Below are 23,310 nucleotides of genomic sequence, written 5' to 3'. Positions count from 1 at the left end.
TATCGTAAAGATAAAATTATACATAAAATTTAAATACTATAAAATTATTGATATGCAATATGTAATTTTCTATAAATATTTTAGACTATTTTGAAATTTCAGCTTGATTTCAAATACAAATAATTTAAGAAAATGTAATAACGATTACATTTATAAGTGTTTAACCTTTACCAGATATTACTTTAATAGTGTACATAAAGCCTATTTTAACTTATAATAAATTATGAGTTTATATATGGACGGGAATTTAAATAGGAGGTAACATTTTGAGTTTAATAAAGAAAAATAATAAAGATATTCGCATCATTCCACTCGGCGGAGTTGGAGAAATAGCGAAAAATATGTATATCGTCGAAGTAGATGACGAAATGTTCATGCTTGACGCTGGCTTAATGTTCCCAGAAGATGAGATGTTAGGTGTAGATATCGTTATACCAGATATTCAATATGTTATTGAGAACAAAGATAAATTAAAAGGGATCTTTTTAACACATGGACATGAACACGCAATTGGTGCTGTTACTTATGTATTAGAACAAGTTGATGCACCAGTTTATGGATCGAAACTTACAATTGCTTTAATTAAAGAAAATATGAAAGCACGTAATATTAATAAAAAAGTTAGATATTATACCGTTAATAATGAATCTATCATGCGTTTCAAAGGTGTCAATGTAACATTCTTTGATACAACACACAGTATTCCAGATAGTTTAGGTGTATGCATTCATACTTCTTATGGGGCAATTGTATATACAGGTGAATTTAAATTTGACCAAAGTTTACAAGGTCATTATGCGCCAGACTTAAAGAAAATGACTGAAATTGGTGAGGCAGGTGTATTTGCATTAATTAGCGATTCAACTGAAGCAGAAAAACCTGGATATAATACACCTGAAAATGTGATTGAATCGCACATGTATGACGCCTTTACAAAAGTGAAAGGTAGATTGATTGTGTCTTGCTACGCATCTAATTTTATCCGTATTCAGCAAGTTTTAAATCTTGCACAAAGATTAAATAGAAAAGTATCATTCTTAGGTCGTTCATTGGAAAGTTCTTTTAATATTGCTAGAAAAATGGGGTACTTTGATATATCAAAAGACTTATTAATCCCAATAAATGAAGTTGAAAATTATCCTAAAAATGAAGTTATTATTATTGCTACTGGTATGCAAGGTGAGCCAGTAGAAGCTTTAAGCCAAATGGCTCAAAAAAAACACAAAATAATGAATATCGAACCAGGAGATTCTGTATTTTTAGCTATTACTGCTTCTGCTAATATGGAAGTGATTGTCGGAAATACGCTTAACGAATTAGTACGTGCTGGTGCAGAAATTATCCCAAATAGTAAAAAGATTCACACTTCAAGTCATGGTTGTATGGAAGAATTGAAGATGATGATTAACATTATGAAACCTCAGTATTTTATTCCGGTTAACGGTGAATTTAAAATGCAGATTGCACACGCAAAATTAGCGAATGAAGCAGGTGTGCAACCAGAAAAAATCTTCCTTGTTGAAAAAGGCGACGTAGTTAATTACGATGGAGAAGAAATGATTTTAAATGAAAAAGTTCACTCGGGTAATGTACTAATTGATGGTATTGGTGTCGGCGACGTCGGTAATATCGTACTAAGAGATCGTCACCTGTTAGCTGAAGATGGTATTTTTATCGCAGTTGTAACACTTGATCCTAAAAATAGACGAATTGCAGCTGGTCCAGAAATTCAATCTAGAGGTTTCGTTTATGTTAGAGAAAGTGAAGTTTTATTAAATGAAGCTGAAGAAAAAGTCCGTGAAATCGTTGAATTAGGATTACAAGAGAAACGTATTGAATGGTCTGAAATTAAGCAAAATATGCGTGATCAAATTAGCAAACTTTTATTTGAAAATACAAAACGTCGTCCAATGATTATTCCAGTAATTTCTGAAATTTAATAATTTCTGTACTAAACAAAGAGGTTAAGACAAGCGCTCAGGTAAATATTTTGTAAGGTGAATTGCGATTGAATGTTTTGAAGTGAAATGACATTCACGCACCCTTTGAAATGACTACACGCGTAATATGTCTTACCTCTTTTATGTTATTATAGATGGAAGGGTTAAATTTTAAGCATACATAAAATTGTATATATTCAATTAATAAATTTATTATTATTGCTAATATTAAAAAATTATTTTTACAGTAGTGGGTGAATATAAAAATAATTTTGAGCACAGTCGAAGAAGAAGGTGGTAAACTTGGCACAAACAAAAAAGAAACAAACAACAAAAAGAAAACCTACGAATACAAGAAAGAAAACAACTAATAATAAGAAAAAACAAGGGGATAGCCCATTAAGATATATTGTGGCAATCGCCATTTTTGTAATAGTAACCTTGGGTATCTTTCAACTTGGTATTGTTGGAACGATGATAGATAGTTTCTTCAACTATTTATTTGGCACAAGTAGATTCTTAACATATATTCTTATTTTAATAGGTACAGTTTTTATTACATATTATAAAGCGTTGCCCAAAACGAGGCGCACTGTTGGCGCATTTGTATTACAATTGGCCTTACTATTAGTTAGTCATATTGTCTTTTACTTTTCACATAAAGTACAAGCCCAACGTGAACCAGTTTTATCTTTTGTATATAAATCTTATGAGCATTCTAATTTTCCTGTATTTGGAGGCGGTTTAATAGGTCATTACCTATTAGCACTATTTATCCCCCTGATTTCTATTGTAGGTATTATTATTGTAACGATACTACTAATCGCTTCAAGTATCATTTTGTTATTAAAACAAAAGCATCGTGACGTATCTAAGTTATTATTTGAAAAGGTGAAAGTTAAAAGTAAAGATGCTTCCGAAAATTACCAAGAACGACGCAAGCAGAATAAAGTGAAGAAAGAAGCTAAAGCACGTGTTAAAGCAGAGAAAAAAGCAGAACAACAGGCAGAACAACAAGCGAGAACTGAAACTCAAAAATCAGATGAAAATGTTACAGATGTTAGTGATTTAAAAGAAATACCAAGGCCAAAATCTGAGCAACAATTATCTATCCCTATATACGGTCATAGTGATAGTGAAGATGGCCACAAGCAAAATTCAGAAAAGCCTATAGGCAAACGCACTAAGCGAATGTTTGATCAAGAAGGGCATCTCGCACAAAAAGCAACACAACCAGACACTAAATTAAATCAGGCATCACTAGACCAACAAATAGATGATATGGATTCTGAACAAAGCGAACAAGGTGAAGCGATTAATTCAATTTCTGAAGCAGGTGAAGTAGAAAATGAAACATATACTTTACCACCTCTTACTTTACTTAAGCAACCAGCGAAACAAAAGGCTACGTCTAAAGCAGAAGTTCAGAAAAAAGGACAACTATTGGAAACAACACTTAAAAACTTTGGTGTCGATGCGAGAGTTACACAGATAAAAATAGGGCCAGCAGTGACACAATATGAAATCCAACCAGCACAAGGGGTTAAAGTTAGTAAAATTGTTAACTTGCATAATGATATTGCACTTGCACTTGCTGCCAAAGACATTCGAATAGAAGCACCGATACCTGGCCGTTCTGCTGTTGGAATTGAGGTCCCTAATGATAAGATTTCTCTTGTTTCATTAAAAGAAGTTTTAGATGAAAAATTCCCAGCTAAAAATAAATTAGAAGTAGGTTTAGGCAGAGATATTTCAGGTGATCCTATAACAGTCGAACTAAATAAAATGCCACATATGCTTGTTGCAGGGTCTACAGGAAGTGGTAAATCTGTCTGTATTAACGGTATAATTACAAGTATTTTACTTAATGCTAAACCACATGAGGTAAAACTTATGTTAATTGACCCAAAAATGGTAGAATTGAACATATACAACGGTATTCCTCATTTACTGATACCAGTTGTGACTAATCCTCACAAAGCATCACAGGCACTAGAAAAAGTCGTTGCTGAAATGGAACGTCGTTACGATTTATTCCAACATTCTTCTACTAGGAATATAGAAGGTTATAATGAAGCAATTAGACGTCAAAATGCCGAATTAGAAGAAAAACAATCAGAACTACCATACATTGTTGTTATTGTCGATGAGTTAGCAGACTTGATGATGGTTGCTGGTAAAGAAGTAGAAAACGCTATTCAACGTATTACGCAAATGGCACGTGCGGCAGGTATTCATTTAATTATTGCAACTCAAAGACCTTCTGTAGATGTCATTACTGGATTAATTAAAAATAATATACCTTCAAGAATAGCTTTTGCAGTAAGCTCACAAATCGACTCTCGTACAATTATTGACAGCGCCGGTGCTGATAAATTGTTAGGTAAAGGCGACATGCTATATGTAGCTAATGGTGGTTCTACTAGAACGCGTGTACAAGGCGCATTTTTAAGTGACCAAGAAGTACAAGATGTCGTGAATTATGTCGTAGAACAACAAAAAGCTAATTATGTAAAAGAAATGGAACCAGATGCACCAGTTGATAAATCAGAAATGAAAAGTGAAGATGCGCTTTATGATGAAGCATATTTGTTTGTTTTAGAACAACAAAAAGCGAGTACTTCTTTATTACAAAGACAATTCAGAATTGGTTATAATCGAGCTTCAAGATTAATGGACGATTTAGAACGTAATCAAGTTATTGGACCACAAAAGGGTAGTAAACCTAGACAAATTTTAGTGGATATTGATAGTGATGAGGTGTAAATATGGAACTAACTTCAGTTTATAAAGTAAAAGAATGGATGATTCAACAAATTAAGGAAGGCAATTTACAACATGGGGAGCCACTTCCGAGTAATTTAGCAATAGCAAGAACTTTAAAAGTAAAAACAGATGATGTTTATGACGCAGTAGATGAATTAATTACTGAGCAAGTATTATCCAATAATTTAGAAGAAGGTGCACGTGTTAAATCACTGCACCCATTCTATTATCCATTGGAAGAAGTTGTGAGCATTAGTAAAATGATTAAAGACCAAGGTTATACCCCAGGAACAGAATATATTAGTTTCGATGAAAAACCAGCAACCTCTTTAGATTCTAAAAGATTAAATATTGCAGATAAGGCGCCTGTAACTATTATAGAACGTTTAAGAACTGCAGATAGAAAGCCAGTCGTTTATTGTTTAGATAAAGTGCCTGCAAATGATTTGACTTGTGCACAATACCAAAGTAGTGATGAGTCACTTTTAGGTGCAATTGAAGCCTATACTAATAAAAAAGTTTCATACGCAGATACTGAAATGGAAGCGATTAGTTATGAGCCCCATATATCGGATATCTTAGGAGCTTCGCCACATGAAGGGCTCATGTTGTTAAAATTAGTCCACTATGATACAAATGATCAACCGATATTATATTCATTTAATTATTTCAAAAGTAGTTTAGTTAAATTTAAAACGGTTAAAAACAGATTATAATAATAAATTTATGGAAGTGAGGCATGACAATTTGAAAATAGAAAAACCACAGAAGGATTTACACATTAAAGTGTTGCCGACAACAAAATTTAAAACCACAACGATTACATTAAAATTTATGGCACCATTAGATAGCGAAACGATGACTGCACGATCTATTTTAAGCAAACTCTTAGTACGTGCTACAAAACAATGGCCATCAGATAAGGATTTTAATCGACATTTATCTCATTTATACGGAGCTTATGTAAACAGTTTTGTGTCCAAATTTAAAGATAAACATGTTATCACAATATCTTTAGAATTAGTAAATGAACGTTATTTAAAAGACCAAACGCCACTTTTTGAAAAAGGATTAGAATTACTTAAAGAAATGATATACAATCCTTTAATATTAGATAATCAATTTGATGAAACATTTGTTACTCAAGAAAAATCGTTATTATCTAAAAAATTAAATGCTATGATTGACAACAAATCGCAAATTTCATTTTTGAACTTATTGAAATATATGTTTGGCGAACAACCGTACCGACATTTAGCAACTGGACAAGTTGAATACATAGCTGACATAACGCCAGAAACTTTATATCATACATATCAATCTATGTTGCAAAATGACTACTGCGCAGTATATGTAGTAGGTAATGTAGATCAACAACAGGTAAAATCTCAAATACAAACATATTTTAATATTAATCCATTCTCTTTTGAATTATCACAAGCTAATCCAATAGGACAAGCACATGCTAAACCTCAAGTCATTGTAGAGACAGATGACGTCGATCAAGCTAAATTAAATATGGGCTTTAAATTACCAGCTAAATACGGAGATCCTGAGTATTTTGCGATGATTGTATTTAATGTAATGTTTGGCGGAGATCCATCATCCGTATTATTTAATGAAGTACGAGAAAAGCAAAGTTTAGCATATTCCATTCATTCTCAAATAGACGCTAAAAATGGTTTTCTATTTGTATTAAGTGGTGTGTCAATTGATAAATATGAAGTTGCTAAAGAGACGATTGTGTCAGAATTCGAGAAATTCCAACAAGGGGATTTTGAAGAAGATAAAATAACGCTTGCTAAAAAGGTTATTTTATCACAAAGACAAGAGTCCCATGATAGGGCTAAAAGCATTATAGAAATCATGAATAACAATATATTGTTAGATGAACCAATGTCAGAAGAAAGTTATATTTCAGGGATTCAAAATGTTGGTAAATTAGAAATCCAACAGTTGGCACAAGCAACTACACTAGATACAATCTATATTTTGACAAAAGAGGGCGATGACTAATGAATGAAACCTACTATGACCAAATTGACGAGCGAGTATTTGAAGCTGAATTAAAAAATGGTTTAAAATTATTCATAATTCCTAAAAAAGGGTTTCAAAAAACCTTTGTGACTTATACAACGCAATTTGGGTCGTTAGACAATAAATTTAAGCCACATGGTAGTGATGAATTTGTAACAGTTCCTGATGGTGTGGCTCACTTCTTAGAGCATAAGTTATTTGAAAATGATAACGATGAAGAAGATTTATTTACAGCATTTGCTGAAGACAATGCACAGGTAAATGCATTTACTAGTTTTGATAGAACAAGCTATTTATTTAGTGCAACAGATAATATAGAGCGTAATATCAAACGCTTATTAACTATGGTCGAAACACCTTACTTCACTAAAGAAACAGTAGATAAAGAAAAAGGTATAATTGCTGAAGAAATCAAAATGTACCAAGAACAACCTGCTTATAAATTGATGTTTAATACCTTAAGAGCTATGTATGATACACACCCAATACGTGTTGATATTGCTGGTAGTATTGAAAGTATTTATGAAATAACTAAAGACGATTTATATCTATGTTATGAAACGTTTTATCATCCTTCTAATATGGTATTATTTGTCGTTGGTGATGTAGACGTAAATCATATTTATAAAATTATTGATGAGCATGAGAACCAACGTGATAAAGAAGCACAACCACAAATTGTAAGAGACCCATTGATTGAGCAGACTTCAGTGAAAACACCAAATGTTTCAGAAACGATGAAATTACAATCACCAAGATTAATGTTAGGTTTTAAAAATGAACCATTATCTGATGAACCAAATGAAACTTTTGTTAAACGTGATTTAGAAATGACTTTATTTTATGAAATGATATTTGGTGAAGAAACAGATTTTTATCAGTCATTACTCAATGACGAATTAATTGATGAAACTTTTGGATATCAATTTTTATTAGAATCTACATATAGTTTTTCCGTTATAACAAGTGCAACGCAATATCCCGATAAGTTAAAGGCATTATTATTAGATGAAATTAAAAGCAACTTAGGCAAACTTGACGATGTAGAAGCTTTTAGCCTATTGAAAAAACAATTTATTGGTGAATTTATTTCAGGTTTGAACTCTCCGGAATATATTGCAAATCAATATACAAAGTTATATTTTGAAGGAGTAAGTTTGTTCGACTTATTAGATATTGTTGAAGGTATTACTTTAGAGAGTGTTAATGAAACAGCACAAACATGTTTGAATTTATCACAAGTAGTAGATAGTCGCTTGGAGATGAAGTAATAGTGAAAGCATTAGTTATAGGTGGTTCCGGTACAATAGGAAAAGCAATTGTGAAGCGATTATTAGCTGATGGTTTTGAAGTGATTGTTCATTATAATAATGCGAATATTGAAACACTCCAAAGCGATTTTATTGGAAAGCCAGTAGAGTTTTTGCAATGTGATTTAAATCAAGATATAGATTTAGAATCACACTTTGCTTATATTAGAAATCTTGACTGCTTGGTATACGCAAGTGGAACAGCTTTATATGGTCAGTTACAAGATGTAACTGATAAAGAAATAGATGATTGTTATCAAATCCACGTGCGTCAATTAATTAGAATATGTAGATATTTCACCAACCGATTACGACAAAGCAGTCATGGTCGCATTGTTATCATATCATCTATTTGGGGAGAAACCGGTGCAAGTATGGAGACAATTTACTCTGCAATGAAGGGGGCTCAAATTGCGTTTGTAAAAGCTTTGAGTCAAGAATTAGCGATGACAACAGTAACCGTAAATGCGATTACTCCTGGGTTTGTTAGTGGAAACATGTCTCAAGTATGGTCTGACGAAGAATTACAGGCAATTACTGAAGAATTGCCTCAGCAAAGACTTATTGACCCTATTGAGATAGCGCATACTTGTAGTTATTTGTGTCATCCTATGGCAAGAAGCATTACCGGAACAATTCAAAAAGTTAATGGTGGATGGTACGTATAGATTTTTTAATAATATACAGAAAATAAACCAACTATGAAACATTCAATGATATAATATCATTACAATAAAATGCTTATATGGATATTTAAGTTTAAAAAATGTAATGACTAAGTTGTTTTAAATGAGTTATATGCTTACGTATAAATTGTACATACGTGGTTTTAAAATAAAGGGGTGCTTATTTCATGACAGTTGCTACTAAAAAAGAATGGTATTTAGAGTATGAGATAACGATGAACCGAGCAGGACTTTTAGGTGATATATCAAGTTTGTTAGGCATGATGGGGATTAGTATCGTAACAATCAATGGTATTGATGAAGGTCGTAGAGGTCTATTAATTAAATCTGATAGTCTAGAAAAAGTAAGCCGTTTCGAAAATATCGTGACAGAAATAGATGATATTTCGATTACTAAATTAAGAAAACCAGAGTTAAGAGATCGATTGGCAGTAAGACATGGAAGATACATAGAGCAGGATGCCGATGATAAAAAGACATTTCGCTTTGAAAGAGAAGACTTAGGTTTACTAGTTGATTTTATGGCGGAACTGTTTAAAGAAAAAGGTCATAAATTAATTGGTATTCGTGGAATGCCTAGAGTTGGTAAAACAGAATCAATCGTAGCAGGTAGCGTCTGTGCGCACAAACGTTGGTTATTTATTAGCTCTACCCTTATTAAACAAACGGTGCGTAGTTCACTAATCAAAGGTGAATATGATTCAGACCATGTCTATATTATTGATGGTGCTGTTACAGCAAGAGAGTCCAGTCAGAAGCACCAAGAATTAGTGAAAGAAGTTATGAGTCTTCCAGCTATTAAAGTAGTTGAACACCCTGACTTATTTGTTGAAGCAAGCGACTATAAGATGAGCGATTTTGATTATATTATTGAATTAAGAGAAAATAAAAATCAAGAGATTCATTATGAAGAAATGAAAAAACAAACAGTTAAGAGCAAAAACAATTTGGATTTTGGTAATGATCCATTTGGTGGCGGCTTTGGTTTCTTTGAATAATAATGATTGTTGATTGAGGAGGGCTGACATCATGAACTTAGTTGGTCAGACATTAAAAGGGCGACGAGAACGTTTAGGTATGACATTAAATGAATTAGAATCGCGTACACAAATTAAGCGACAAACATTAGTAATGATTGAAAATAATGATTTCGAATCATTAAAAAAAGCTGAGTATGCGGAAGGTTTCATTAGGAAATACGCTAAAGCAGTGAATATTGATTCTGTACAGTTGATTAATGCACACAGAGAAGAAATCCCGAATAATGATGAAGCGATACATCAAACAATTGCAGCTTTTGCGAATGAGGACAAACCAACATACCGTAGCAAGAATAAAGAACCCTTACAAGTGGCTGTTGTGATAAGTGTAGTAATTATTATTACAGCATTGTTGTGGGTATTTTCAGTATTGGTATTTTAAAGTGACAAATAAATGTAAGTTATAAGTTATAAATAGAAAAGAGGACTTTGTATGAATATACCGAATTGGATAACTGTGTTTAGAGTTATACTAATTCCAATATTTCTTGTTTTTGCATTAGTAGATTTTGGATTTGGTAACGTTTCATTTATCGGTGGATATGAAATTAAAATTGAATTATTAATAAGTGGCGTAATTTTTATTATTGCATCCCTAAGTGATTTCTTAGATGGCTATTTAGCTAGAAAATGGGGACTTGTTACAAATATGGGGAAATTTTTAGACCCACTTGCAGATAAATTATTAGTCTCAAGTGCACTTATTGCGCTTGTAGAAATTGGCTTAACAAATTCATGGGTAGCCATTATCATTATTGCCCGTGAATTTGCAGTTACTGGTTTGCGTTTATTGCAGATTGAACAAGGATTTGTAAGTGCTGCTGGTCAACTAGGTAAGATTAAAACAGCCGTTACAATGGTAGCAATCATTTGGATACTCTTTGGTGATCCACTCGTTACATGGGTTGGTTTCCCAATAGGACAAGTGTTGTTGTACATTGGTGTGTTCTTTACAATTTTATCTGGTATAGAATACTTCTACAAAGGTAAAGATGTTTTTAAAGTATAATTAAATTTATTAATAAACTGGAAGATGGACTAGTTCTATAGACATCTTCCAGTTTTTTGATGTTTTATGATATGAAGTCAGATTTTTCGTTTTTGAGAGGTTTTCATTTTATAATTAAGGGAAGTAAAAACATATTGTTTAACAAAGGACATTAAAAGTATATATAAGATTATATGAACTTTGTTTTTGAGGAGGAGTATTTGTGAATATATCAATCATCGCAGTAGGTTCGGAATTATTATTAGGACAGATTGTTAATACGAATGGCCAATATCTATCAAAATTATTAAATGGTGTCGGTCATAATGTTGTAGAGCATTCTGTAATTGGGGATAATCCACAACGTTTAGAAAGAGTAGTAAATCAAGCCCTTACTCAATATGATACCGTGATTTTAACGGGTGGCTTAGGGCCAACAAAAGATGATTTAACCAAACATACTGTAGCTAAAATATTAGGTCGCGAATTAGTAATTGATGAACATGCGCTAAATTATATTGAATCATATTTTAGAGAGCAAGACATCGACATGACACCAAATAATAGACAACAAGCGCTTGTGATTGAAGGTGCATCTATTTTAGAAAATAAAGTTGGTATGGCGCCGGGTATGTTTGTTAATCATGGAGATAAAAAAATTGCTTTGCTACCAGGTCCCCCAAAAGAAATGCAACCAATGGCGAAACACGAGTTATTACCTCATCTCCTTAATGGTGAACACACAATATTTTCAGAGTTACTACGCTTTGCAGGTATAGGTGAATCAAAAATAGAAACTGAATTAATGGATTTAATAGATCAGCAAACAAATCCTACTATTGCACCGCTTGCTGGAACTCATGAAGTAAATATAAGATTAACTGCAAACGGGACATCACAGCAAGCATGCAAGGATTTAATCGCACCTGTGAAAGCTTCAATATTAAATCGCATTGGTAATTATTATTACGGTTCTGATGATATTCTTCTAGAACAAGCTTTTATGTCATTGGTCAATGAAACTTTTGCTATTTATGATGGCGTGACTGATGGCGAACTATATTCTAGAATGAAAAATTTTGATGAAAGTCAAATGTTGAGAGGTATGTTACCTCATCACTCACAATTTATAAATGAACATGATACAATTGAATCTCAACTTTCAATGACAGCACAAATTATAAGAGATTTTTACAATGCAAAAGTCGGTATCTCGATATTGAGTGAAGTTGACACCGTGTATTTAGGTATTTTAAAAGGTGATAACTTAACAATTCAATCATTTAAAATGACTCGTAAAAGGAATCTAATGAAAAGTAGAACACAAAATTATGTATTAATTAGGTTACTAAATTTGTTTAAATAGTTAATAACTGTTTGCTAAAACTCAAAAATATAGCACGTGTGTTCTATTTTTGAGTGTTTATCATATTTCTTTAGCGAACAAATATTCGCAAAATACTTGCAGAATAATCTAAATCAAGGTATAGTATGGTTAAGATATTTTTCAGAGAGAGAATTCTCATATAGGAGGTCCAACATTGGATAACGATCGTCAAAAGGCTTTAGATACAGTAATTAAAAATATGGAGAAATCATTTGGTAAAGGCGCAGTAATGAAATTGGGTGACAATGAAGCACGCAAAGTTTCAAGTGTTTCAAGTGGTTCTGTAACATTAGATAATGCTTTAGGAGTAGGTGGTTACCCTAAAGGTAGAATTGTAGAAATTTATGGTCCTGAAAGTTCTGGTAAAACGACTGTGGCACTTCATGCCATTGCGGAAGTTCAAAGAAATGGTGGCGTGGCAGCCTTTATTGACGCTGAACACGCATTAGATCCAGTTTACGCAGAAGCATTGGGTGTTGATATTCAAAACTTATATTTATCACAACCTGACCATGGTGAACAAGGATTAGAAATTGCAGAAGCATTTGTAAGAAGTGGTGCTGTTGAGATAGTTGTCGTTGACTCTGTTGCAGCATTAACGCCTAAGGCAGAAATTGAAGGTGAAATGGGAGATACACACGTTGGCTTACAAGCACGTTTGATGTCACAAGCCCTAAGAAAACTTTCAGGAGCGATATCTAAATCAAATACAACTGCAGTATTTATTAACCAAATTCGTGAGAAAGTCGGTGTTATGTTTGGTAACCCTGAAGTTACACCAGGTGGCCGTGCACTGAAATTCTATAGTTCTGTTCGTTTAGAAGTACGTCGTGCGGAACAATTAAAACAAGGACAAGATATTGTTGGTAATAGAACTAAAATTAAAGTTGTTAAGAATAAAGTCGCACCACCATTTAGAGTTGCTGAAGTTGATATTATGTACGGTAAAGGCATATCTAAAGAGGGAGAATTAATCGATTTAGGTGTGGAAAATGAAATCGTTGATAAATCGGGTGCTTGGTATTCTTACAATGGTGACAGAATGGGACAAGGTAAAGAAAACGTAAAATCTTACCTTAAAGAAAACCCAGCTGTTAAAGCAGAAATAGATAGAAAACTAAGAGAAAAATTAGGCATATTTGATGGCGATGTCGAAGAGTCGGAAGCTGAAAATACAGCGACACTTTTTGATGAAGAAGAATAGGATAAATAGTTGCAATAACATACTGTAAATTATTAACTTATTACATTTATTTAGTAGGAAAACAAACTAAACCCTCAACAAGGTGTTTAGTTTGTTTTTTGTTCAATGTATATAAAAAGTTGGCAACATAAATTTAAATTATTGTTTGGTTAAAACATCTGTAGAATTTTATCAGGATATACTTAAAATATAAAATAGTTTATAAGGAAATTCATTATATCTTATCATTATGTATGATATTCATATAAGAATATAAAAATATTATGTTAATCGATTTCGTTTCAAAAACAAGATGAATTAAGGCTTAATAAACATTGAAGTAAATTTAGTGTAAAAGAGACGCCTCAAATATTGAATTATTGTGTAGTCAAACCTTGACACTTCTTAGTTTAAAACCGTACAATTACATTGTATGATTCTTATATAACTTCATATAATCATATTGAATTTTGATATACAGAGCAAAATCCTAGATAAAAGGGGGTGTTTGTGTGAATTTGTTAAGCCTCCTACTCATTTTGCTAGGTATTATTCTCGGAGTTGTTGTAGGGTACGTCGTTGCCCGAAATATATTGCATCAAAAGCAATTACAAGCAAGACAGACTGCCGATGATATTATCGAACAAGGTAATAAAGAAGCAGAGAATATTAAGAAGGAAAAGCTTCTAGAAGCTAAAGAAGAAAACCAAGTCATAAAAGAAAAAACTGAAAATGAACTTCGTGAAAGACGTGCAGATCTTCAAAAGCAAGAAGCAAGACTTCTACAAAAAGAAGAAAACTTAGAGCGAAAATCTGACCTGTTAGATAAAAAGGATGAGATTTTAGAGCAAAAAGAGTCTAAACTTGAAGAACGACAACAACAAGTAGATGCAAAAGAGAGTAGTGTTCAAACATTAATAAATAAGCATGAACAAGAATTAGAACGCATCTCTGGTCTCTCTCAAGAAGAAGCTGCACAAGAGCAACTTCAAAGAGTTGAAGAGGAATTGTCACAAGATATTGCTATACTTGTTAAGGAAAAAGAGAAAGAAGCAAAAGAAGCAGTCGATAAAAATGCAAAAGAGTTATTAGCAACTACTGTTCAAAGGTTAGCTGCAGAACATACTTCTGAATCAACAGTATCAGTTGTTAATTTACCAAACGACGAAATGAAAGGTCGAATCATTGGTAGAGAAGGTAGAAATATTAGAACTTTAGAAACGTTAACTGGTATTGATTTAATTATAGATGATACACCAGAAGCGGTAATCCTCTCTGGTTTTGACCCAATTAGACGTGAAATTGCAAGAACTGCATTAGTTAATCTTGTTTCAGATGGTCGTATCCATCCTGGACGTATTGAAGATATGGTAGATAAAGCTCGAAAAGAAGTAGACGATATCATTAGAGATGCTGGGGAACAAGCTACATTTGAAATTAATGTGCATAACATGCATCCAGATTTAGTGAAAATCTTAGGTCGTTTACAGTATCGTACTAGCTATGGACAAAATGTATTGAAACATTCTATTGAAGTTGCACACCTAAGTGGTATGTTAGCAGCAGAATTAGGAGAAGACGTTACATTAGCTAAACGTGCTGGACTACTTCATGACGTTGGTAAAGCAATTGATCACGAGGTTGAGGGAAGCCATGTAGAAATTGGCGTTGAATTAGCTAAAAAATATGCTGAGAATGAAACAGTTATTAATGCAATCCATTCTCACCATGGTGATGTCGAACCGACTTCTATTATTTCTATTTTAGTTGCAGCTGCCGACGCATTGTCAGCAGCAAGACCAGGTGCTCGTAAAGAGACTCTAGAAAACTATATTAGAAGATTGGAAAGACTAGAAACACTTTCAGAAAGCTATGATGGTGTTGAGAAAGCATTTGCAATCCAAGCGGGTAGAGAAATTCGAGTTATTGTATCGCCTGATACTATCGACGACTTAAAATCACATCGCTTAGCAAGAGATATTAAGAGCCAAATTGAAGATGAACTTCAATATCCTGGCCATATAAAAGTGACAGTTGTTCGTGAGACTAGGGCAATTGAATATGCAAAATAAAATTTTAAAAATTTAATGACGAATTTTTTAAACAAACTAAACGAAATTATCGTTTAGTTTGTTTTTTTATAGTCAAATGAGCATATAGATTTGATATTTAGATAAACCAAAACAAATGAAAAACACCTCAAACGCTATAAGTACGAATGAGGTGCTAAGATTATTTATATTCATTTTCAAATTAACTTTAAGTGTTTTGTGCTAAATTACTGAGTTTAAAACTAAGTTAATTCTAAATCAGCATTTTTAACTTCTTGAATAATTTCAGCTGTATCATAACAATTTGTTGAAATATTAGCATATCTTTCAGCTAAACGATAAGCATGGATATATAATTCTAAGCTTTCCTTAGCTATATCCTCTGGATCTTCACTTTTGGATGGATTTGCTGTGACAACTAAGTCAGCAAAATGTTGTGGATCAATATTTATTGCCATGTATTACTTCCAACTCCTATATTTTGAATTATTTAATTCCTACTATAATTTATACCACCAATTTTAAGGTTAAAACTAAATTAATTTAATGAAATTTTTATAATGCCACTTTTCATCGTAAATAAATTGCATTAAACTAACATTAAGAGAGAGGATGAACATCTAAATGAGATTATTATTTATTGGAGATATAGTAGGTAAAGTAGGTCGTGAGGCTATTACAACGTATTTACCTAAATTGAAACAATCGTATCGTCCTACAGTTACTATTGTAAATGCTGAAAATGCTGCACATGGTAAAGGATTAACCGAAAAGATATATAAAGAACTATTACGAGAAGGCGTAGATTTTATGACGATGGGTAATCATACTTATGGTCAACGTCAAATTTATGATTTTATTGATTCCGCAAACCGTATGGTTAGACCAGCTAACTTTCCCGAAGAAGCACCAGGCGTAGGTATGCGATTTATTCAAATAAATGAAATTAAATTAGCGATTATCAATTTACAAGGTCGTGTATTTATGCAAGACATTGATGATCCTTTTAAAAAGGCTGATGAGCTTATCAAAGAAGCTCAAAAAGAAACTGATTATATTTTTGTAGATTTTCACGCCGAGACTACTTCAGAAAAAAATGCAATGGGTTGGTTTTTAGATGGCAAAGTAAGTGCGGTTGTAGGCACACATACACATATCCAAACATCAGATGAACGTATATTACCTGGGGGTACAGGTTATATTACAGATGTGGGCATGACAGGCTTTTATGATGGTATACTAGGAATTAATAGAGATGAAGTGATTACTCGATTTATCACAAGTTTGCCTCAAAGACACGTGGTACCAGACGAAGGTAGAAGTGTATTATCAGGCGTTATCATTGATATCAATAAAGAAGGGAAAACAACTCACATTGAACGTGTGCTAATTAATGATGACCATCCTTTTTAAAAGTATCGTCCATTAGTATGAATTTGAAAAATACCACTCTTAACATAGTAATAGAGTGGTATTTTTTGATATGATGAATAATGAATTATTATAACCACTAGGAGGCAAGATGATATGAAATCACAAGTATCATGGAAAGTGGGCGGACAACAAGGCGAAGGTATTGAATCTACTGGAGAAATCTTCGCGACTGCTATGAACCGTAAAGGATATTACTTATATGGATATCGTCATTTTTCAAGTAGAATTAAAGGCGGCCACACAAATAATAAAATAAGAGTTTCTACGACGCCAGTACATGCGATTAGCGATGATTTAGATATTTTAATTGCATTTGACCAAGAAACAATAGAGTTAAATCATCATGAAATGCGTGAAGATAGTGTGATTATTGCTGATAGTAAAGCAAAACCTGAAAAACCAGAGGATTGTCGCGCACAATTAATAGATTTACCTTTTACTGCGACTGCAAAGGAATTAGGGACTGCTTTAATGAAAAATATGGTTGCAGTAGGTGCAACTTGTGCAATTATGGATTTTGATATTTCAGATTTTGAAACGTTAATCACCAATATGTTTACAAAAAAAGGTGACAAAGTTGTAGAAATGAACATAGAAGCATTGAATGAAGGCTATCGTTTAATGCGTGAACAATTAACTACCGTTGACGGTGATTTTGTTTTAGAAGAAACTGAGGGTGTACCACACTTATATATGATTGGGAATGATGCAATTGGTCTAGGTGCTTTATCAGCTGGTTCTAGATTTATGGCAGCATATCCAATTACTCCTGCTTCTGAAATCATGGAATATATGATTGAGAACTTACCAAAAGTAGGCGGTACGGTGGTTCAAACTGAAGATGAAATTGCAGCAGCAAACATGGCAATTGGCTCTAACTATGCAGGAGTTCGCTCATTTACAGCGAGTGCAGGTCCTGGTCTTTCATTAATGATGGAAGCAATTGGTTTATCAGGCATGACAGAAACGCCATTTGTAGTTATTAATACGCAACGTGGTGGACCATCTACAGGATTACCAACAAAACAAGAACAATCTGATTTAATGCAGATGATTTATGGTACACACGGTGATATCCCTAAAATTGTAGTAGCACCGACTGATGCTGAAGATGCATTTTATTTAACTATGGAAGCATTTAATTTAGCGGAAATGTATCAATGTCCTGTAATTATATTAAGTGATTTACAATTATCATTAGGTAAACAAACTGTTGAAAAATTAGATTATAGTAAAATTGATATCAATCGCGGTGAAATTATCCAATCAGATATTGAACGTGAAGAAGATGATAAAACTTACTTTAGACGTTATGCACTTACAGAAAGTGGCGTATCGCCAAGACCTATCCCAGGTGTTAAAGGCGGTATACACCATGTAACCGGTGTTGAACATAATGAAGAAGGTAAAACAAGCGAAGCTGCAGACAATAGACAACAGCAAATGGATAAACGTATGCGTAAAACAGAACATTTACTTATTCAAAATCCTGTGGAGACAACGGGAAAAAATGAAACGGCAGATATTTTATATTTAGGCTTTATTTCAACAAAAGGTGCAATTCAAGAAGGGAAAGCAAGATTAGAAGCTCAAGGATTAAAAGTAAATCATCTTCAAATTAGACAATTACATCCTTTCCCTAGTGAATCAATACAAAAAGAAATAGATAAAGCTTCTAAAGTTGTTGTCGTGGAACATAATTATCAAGGGCAACTTGCTAGCATTTTAAAAATGAACGTAAACTTAGGTGATAAATTAATCAATCAAACTAAATATGATGGTACACCATTTTTACCAAAAGAAATTGAAACTAAAGGGCTCGAAATTGCTAAAGAAATAAAGGAGTTGGTATAAATGGCAACATTTAAAGACTTTAGAAATAATGTCAAACCTAATTGGTGTCCTGGCTGCGGAGATTTTTCAGTGCAAGCAGCAATTCAAAAAGCTGCAGCAAATGTAGGTTTAGAACCTGAAGAAGTAGCTATTATCACTGGAATTGGCTGTTCAGGGCGTTTATCAGGATATGTAAATTCTTATGGTGTTCATGGTATACATGGACGTTCACTGCCACTTGCTCAAGGAGTGAAAATGGCTAATAAAGATTTAACTGTAATCGCCTCAGGTGGAGATGGAGATGGTTACGCCATAGGTATGGGACACACTATCCATGCCTTACGTAGAAACATGAACATGACATACATTGTAATGGATAATCAAATTTATGGCTTAACAAAAGGACAAACATCTCCATCTTCAGCGCAAGGTTTTGTAACTAAATCAACGCCAAAAGGAAATATCGAACAAAATGTTGCGCCATTAGAACTTGCGCTTTCATCGGGAGCGACATTTGTAGCACAAGGATTTTCAAGTGATATCAAAGGACTTACGAAAATGATTGAGGATGCCATTAATCATGATGGATTTTCATTTGTAAATGTATTTTCACCTTGTGTGACATACAATAAAGTAAATACTTATGATTGGTTTAAAGAGAATCTAACAAGTATTGATGAAATCGAAGACTTCGATGCGACAGACAAACAAAAAGCGACTCAAAAAGTTTTAGAATACAATTCACTGCTTAAAGGTATTGTTTATCAAGATTCAGAAACGCCATCTTATGAATCACAAATTGAAGAAATGAATGGTACGCCACTTGCTAAACAAGATCTTCATATTGATGAGGATCAATTTGAAGCTTTAACAAAACAATTTGTATAAATATATGAATTAAAATTTAACATTGTTAAGTAATAAAACTGTTACATTATTGACCAATTAGATTAGGGGAACATGCCATAATGCTATTATCTATAATGTAACGGTTTTTTTGTTTTGATTTAAACGCGAAATTACTATAAAATTCATAGGATGATTAAGTGACGGAGGCAATAGGTATGGTAGATAAATTTAAGTCGATGACCGAATTGGTTGCACAGACCACAGAACATAAAGATTGGGAAATACAGACTACAAAAAGAAAATCAGCAACGCTCATAACTGCCATACATGGTGGGGCGATTGAGCGAGGAACAACAGAAATAGCACAGTTAATTAGTGAACAAGGTAACCATAGTTTTTACACTTTTAAAGGAATTAGAAATAATAAAAATAATGAATTACATGTTACGTCAAGACATTTTGATGAACCAAAACTTAAGCAGATGGTATATAGTCATCATAGCGTTGTATCTATACATGGATGTATGGGAGATTTGCGTGAAGTCTATGTTGGTGGTAGAGACGTTGAGTTAGCGTCTGAAATAAAAATAGAATTAGAAAAAATGAACATTATTGTTAAGCCTGCCCCTTCACATATATCAGGTATGCATACCGACAATTTTGTTAACTGTGGGCAAAAAAAGGCTGGCGTTCAACTAGAATTAACAGTTGCATTAAGAAAGCGATACTTTAACAATCATAAATATAACCTGAATGATAGAGAAAATAGGCAGAATTGGTCACAGTTTATGTATGTATTTTCGACAGCTGTAAATAAAGCGATAACCAATATAGAAGAAACAAAATAATTATAATTGTATTGCGTTGGATAATTAAAAATATTAAGTTGCCCTTTACAAAATCTTAAGTTAATAGGAATGATGTGAGGGAAATACAAATATAGAAACTTTGGAAGGGGTTTTTATATGGCTGATAAGTATAATTCAATGTCAGAGTTAGAAGCGGAGACAATTGAAAATAAGGACTGGGAAGTTGTAACGCGTGACTTAGATAGTCAAGTAATTATTACTGCGATACATGGTGGAGGTATCGAACCAGGTACAACTGAAATTGCTGATTTAACTGCGCAAAAAGGTGAGTATGATTATTTTTCTTTTAAAGGTACTAAATCAAAAGGGAATGAAGATTTACATGTAACTTCTCGAAATTATGATCAGTCTGTATTGATGGAAATGATAAAGAACAAAACATATGCAGTAGCAATTCATGGTTGTGAAGGTGATGAAAACATTGTCTATATCGGAGGAAAAGATCAAAAACTTATTCATAAAATGACTAGACAATTTGAACAATTGAATATAAGTGTAGAGCAAGCACCAGGACATATTTCAGGTGCTCATGATGATAATATTATTAATTGTTGTAAAACAGGTGCAGGCGTACAATTAGAGTTAACTCCTGGATTAAGAAAAATGTGTTTTGACAACCAAAAATTTAATAAAAAAAGTCGTGAAGATAAGCACAATTGGAGTCAATTTATGGATAGATTTACCACTGCGATTGTGAAATCGATACAGGGCGTTTAGTAACAGCCCTTGTAATTTATCGTTAATTAAGTTATTGTAGATTTAGAATATCTACAATTAGGAAGTTGATAAAATATGAAATGTTCTAAAGCGACAGACTATGCATTACATGCGCTACTATATATGATTAAAAGCGACGGTGAATCAAGAAGGATTCCAGTGCAAGATTTAGCAACAGTACTCAAAGTCTCAACCACATATTTATCTAAAATTTTGACACGCCTTGTAAAAGTTGGCATCATATCAGCTAGTAGTGGTGCAAAAGGTGGTTATCAATTAAAGAATGGTTGGGAACACGTTTCGATTTATGATGTGATTATTACTATTGACGGCAAGCAAAGCTTATTGGAAGATAGTTTTAATCATGCTAAAGAATGTCCAATTAAACAAATTATGGACGAGGCAGAGCATAGTTTAATTACCAATTTAGAAGATAAAACATTAAAGGACTTGGCTAATAGCTAAGTTCTTACATTTTAACTTAATTATAGATATTAAAAGTCTGTAAAAGTTGTAAAGGAGTGAGTCAAATGTATTATGATGTAATTATTATTGGCGGAGGACCAGCAGGATTGAATGCTGCACTAAATTTTGGTAGAGGTATGAAGCAAACGCTAGTTATAGATGCAAATAATCCAAGAAATAGAGTTACTAATGAGTCTCATAGTTATTTAACGCAAGATGGTGTTAAGCCAACCGAATTCAAAAGAAAAGCTAAAGCAGATGTAACTAAATATAAAGATGTTACTTACTTGGAAGAGCGTGTAGAAAAAGTAGAGAAAATAGATAAAGGATTTGAAGTTAAAACACAATTTCAAACATTTAATGCAAGACAAGTATTAGTAGCAACAGGTTTAAGAGAACAAAGTCCAGATATCGCTAATTTTAATGATTTTTATGGTCAAACAGTATTTTATTGCCCTTGGTGTGATGGTTACGAAATGCGTAATAAAAAACTTGCTGTTATTTATTCAGGTGAAATGATGGTTCATATGGTCAAACTGTTAAGTAACTTTTCACAAGACCTAGTCGTGTTTACAAATGGAGAAAAAGATATCCTTCAAGAAGACAAAGTATTGTTAGATAAAAAAGGGATTAATATCTATACAGAACCAATTGTAAGACTGGTAGGAAACGATGGACAGTTAAAGGGCATTGAGTTAAACGATGAGCAAATTATTTCGGTAGAAGGTGCATTTGCTAGAATGTATTGGGATACACAATTTGATTTCCTAGATCGATTAAATGTCATCCGAGACGAAGATGGTAAATTTGAAACGGATATGTTCGGTAAAACATCTGTTGAAGGTTTATATGTAGCTGGCGAAACTAAAGATAATTTTGCTGGTCAATTATTAGATTCAGCTGCTAATGGCGGTATGGTGGCAAAAATGATGATGATGCAACAGATAGAAGAAGATTTTTGATAAACTAGCACTATAATGTTTTAATATGTTTAATCACTTATAACTATGCCTTAAACTTATAATTTGATAAACTGACAATAAATTAAATGATTAAGGGGTTGTAATAACATGAATGATACTTTAATGAGTGTTCAGATTATTCCTAAAACCGCCAATGGAGAAGATGTTATTCCATATGTAGATGAAGCAATTAAAGTCATTGACGATTCAGGCTTAACGTATAGAGTGGGGCCTTTAGAAACCACTGTTCAAGGTGAAATGAATGAGTGCTTAATTTTAATTCAAAAATTAAACGAGCGTATGGTTGAATTAGAGATACCAAGTACAATAAGCCAAATTAAGTTTTATCATGTGCCAGAAGGAATTACTATTGAGACACTTACTGGAAAATACGACGAAGTCTAATATTTAATACTCGGAGATTACACTAAAAGATCAACTGCAAATACGGTATTTGTTTATAATGTGTAGTTATATTTAGCTGATGAAAATTAATTAGAATTACATTAATGCTCTGATTTATAAATAGAATGCATGTGACAAGTGAATTAGAACTTAATTATATTTAAGGGAGTAGGAAGCGGAGCCCAGACATAATCATTTAAGAAACATATGATTTCTGTCAGGAGTTCTTTCCCACTCCTTTATTTGTATTTTATAGCGTTTAATTTTAATTTGATGATTTTATTATTGAAAATATTGTGCAAAAGTGTGATTATTTGTTAGTCTTTTTGCACTTTTGAGTCAAATTTAATATAATGTAATAATGACTATGGATTAATTTATAGAACTT

Annotated in this window: 20 protein-coding genes and 2 pseudogenes; 21 read left to right on the top strand and 1 reads right to left on the bottom strand. The window is 32.9% G+C overall.

Going from position 1 to position 23,310, the window contains the following annotated elements:
- The first annotated feature begins 266 nt into the window (after positions 1–266).
- The 13 genes and pseudogenes from rnjB (at position 267) to rny (ending at position 15,409) form a co-directional block, all read left to right on the top strand.
- Positions 267–1,940 carry a ribonuclease J2 gene (rnjB, locus tag J5E45_RS02850; protein WP_208181555.1) on the top strand — a complete coding sequence of 558 codons (1,674 nt, stop codon included), beginning with the start codon at positions 267–269 and terminating at the stop codon, positions 1,938–1,940.
- Positions 1,941–2,243: 303 nt separating this feature from the next.
- A pseudogene (locus J5E45_RS14515) lies at positions 2,244–2,921 on the top strand (cell division protein FtsK); the annotation flags it as partial.
- Between the two features lie 72 nt (positions 2,922–2,993).
- Positions 2,994–4,706: pseudogene (locus J5E45_RS02845) on the top strand (DNA translocase FtsK); the annotation flags it as partial.
- A gap of 2 nt (positions 4,707–4,708) precedes the next feature.
- Complete coding sequence (locus J5E45_RS02840; RefSeq protein ID WP_039066734.1) at positions 4,709–5,422, top strand: GntR family transcriptional regulator; 714 nt, start codon at positions 4,709–4,711, stop codon at positions 5,420–5,422.
- Positions 5,423–5,432: 10 nt separating this feature from the next.
- Complete coding sequence (yfmF, locus tag J5E45_RS02835) at positions 5,433–6,722, top strand: EF-P 5-aminopentanol modification-associated protein YfmF (RefSeq protein WP_208181554.1); 1,290 nt, start codon at positions 5,433–5,435, stop codon at positions 6,720–6,722.
- Entirely contained in the window at positions 6,722–8,014 is a 1,293-nt protein-coding gene (gene yfmH, locus J5E45_RS02830; protein WP_069793424.1) for an EF-P 5-aminopentanol modification-associated protein YfmH, read from the top strand. The genes yfmF and yfmH overlap by 1 nt, the downstream gene beginning before the upstream one ends.
- A gap of 2 nt (positions 8,015–8,016) precedes the next feature.
- Entirely contained in the window at positions 8,017–8,721 is a 705-nt protein-coding gene (gene ymfI, locus J5E45_RS02825; protein WP_069793425.1) for an elongation factor P 5-aminopentanone reductase, read from the top strand.
- A 185-nt stretch (positions 8,722–8,906) separates the two neighbouring features.
- Positions 8,907–9,737, top strand: a complete 831-nt coding sequence (locus J5E45_RS02820; RefSeq protein WP_017724318.1) for a YmfK family protein — start codon at positions 8,907–8,909, stop codon at positions 9,735–9,737.
- 31 nt (positions 9,738–9,768) lie between these two features.
- Positions 9,769–10,161: a helix-turn-helix domain-containing protein gene (locus J5E45_RS02815; protein ID WP_039066726.1), complete on the top strand. Its 393-nt coding sequence runs from the start codon at positions 9,769–9,771 to the stop codon at positions 10,159–10,161.
- 51 nt (positions 10,162–10,212) lie between these two features.
- A complete protein-coding gene (gene pgsA, locus J5E45_RS02810; protein WP_039066724.1) occupies positions 10,213–10,788 on the top strand; it encodes a CDP-diacylglycerol--glycerol-3-phosphate 3-phosphatidyltransferase in 576 nt (191 codons plus the stop codon).
- A gap of 202 nt (positions 10,789–10,990) precedes the next feature.
- Positions 10,991–12,133, top strand: a complete 1,143-nt coding sequence (locus J5E45_RS02805; RefSeq protein ID WP_039066723.1) for a CinA family nicotinamide mononucleotide deamidase-related protein — start codon at positions 10,991–10,993, stop codon at positions 12,131–12,133.
- Between the two features lie 175 nt (positions 12,134–12,308).
- Positions 12,309–13,358, top strand: a complete 1,050-nt coding sequence (gene recA / locus J5E45_RS02800) for a recombinase RecA (RefSeq protein ID WP_039066722.1) — start codon at positions 12,309–12,311, stop codon at positions 13,356–13,358.
- 491 nt (positions 13,359–13,849) lie between these two features.
- Positions 13,850–15,409, top strand: a complete 1,560-nt coding sequence (gene rny, locus J5E45_RS02795; protein ID WP_069793426.1) for a ribonuclease Y — start codon at positions 13,850–13,852, stop codon at positions 15,407–15,409.
- Between the two features lie 221 nt (positions 15,410–15,630).
- Here rny and J5E45_RS02790 read toward each other — a convergent pair whose 3' ends face one another.
- Positions 15,631–15,846 carry a hypothetical protein gene (locus J5E45_RS02790; protein WP_029377442.1) on the bottom strand — a complete coding sequence of 72 codons (216 nt, stop codon included), beginning with the start codon at positions 15,844–15,846 and terminating at the stop codon, positions 15,631–15,633.
- A 166-nt stretch (positions 15,847–16,012) separates the two neighbouring features.
- Here J5E45_RS02790 and J5E45_RS02785 point away from each other — a divergent pair, with 166 nt between their 5' ends.
- From J5E45_RS02785 to J5E45_RS02750, 8 genes are all read left to right on the top strand, one after another.
- Positions 16,013–16,801, top strand: coding sequence for a TIGR00282 family metallophosphoesterase (locus tag J5E45_RS02785; RefSeq protein ID WP_208181553.1), 789 nt, complete (start codon positions 16,013–16,015; stop codon positions 16,799–16,801).
- Positions 16,802–16,915: 114 nt separating this feature from the next.
- Positions 16,916–18,676 carry a 2-oxoacid:acceptor oxidoreductase subunit alpha gene (locus tag J5E45_RS02780; RefSeq protein ID WP_069793427.1) on the top strand — a complete coding sequence of 587 codons (1,761 nt, stop codon included), beginning with the start codon at positions 16,916–16,918 and terminating at the stop codon, positions 18,674–18,676.
- Positions 18,677–19,543, top strand: a complete 867-nt coding sequence (locus J5E45_RS02775; protein ID WP_069793428.1) for a 2-oxoacid:ferredoxin oxidoreductase subunit beta — start codon at positions 18,677–18,679, stop codon at positions 19,541–19,543.
- Positions 19,544–19,719: 176 nt separating this feature from the next.
- Complete coding sequence (locus tag J5E45_RS02770) at positions 19,720–20,352, top strand: poly-gamma-glutamate hydrolase family protein (protein ID WP_069793429.1); 633 nt, start codon at positions 19,720–19,722, stop codon at positions 20,350–20,352.
- A 117-nt stretch (positions 20,353–20,469) separates the two neighbouring features.
- Positions 20,470–21,090: a poly-gamma-glutamate hydrolase family protein gene (locus tag J5E45_RS02765; RefSeq protein ID WP_069793430.1), complete on the top strand. Its 621-nt coding sequence runs from the start codon at positions 20,470–20,472 to the stop codon at positions 21,088–21,090.
- A gap of 75 nt (positions 21,091–21,165) precedes the next feature.
- A complete protein-coding gene (locus J5E45_RS02760; protein ID WP_039066711.1) occupies positions 21,166–21,555 on the top strand; it encodes an RrF2 family transcriptional regulator in 390 nt (129 codons plus the stop codon).
- A gap of 65 nt (positions 21,556–21,620) precedes the next feature.
- Entirely contained in the window at positions 21,621–22,517 is an 897-nt protein-coding gene (locus J5E45_RS02755) for an NAD(P)/FAD-dependent oxidoreductase (protein WP_069793431.1), read from the top strand.
- 108 nt (positions 22,518–22,625) lie between these two features.
- Entirely contained in the window at positions 22,626–22,922 is a 297-nt protein-coding gene (locus tag J5E45_RS02750) for a thiamine-binding protein (protein WP_039066708.1), read from the top strand.
- Positions 22,923–23,310: the final 388 nt, after the last annotated feature.

The sequence above is a fragment of the Staphylococcus shinii genome (assembly GCF_017583065.1).
Taxonomy (GTDB): domain Bacteria; phylum Bacillota; class Bacilli; order Staphylococcales; family Staphylococcaceae; genus Staphylococcus; species Staphylococcus shinii.
This window is presented reverse-complemented; position numbering and strand designations above follow the sequence as displayed.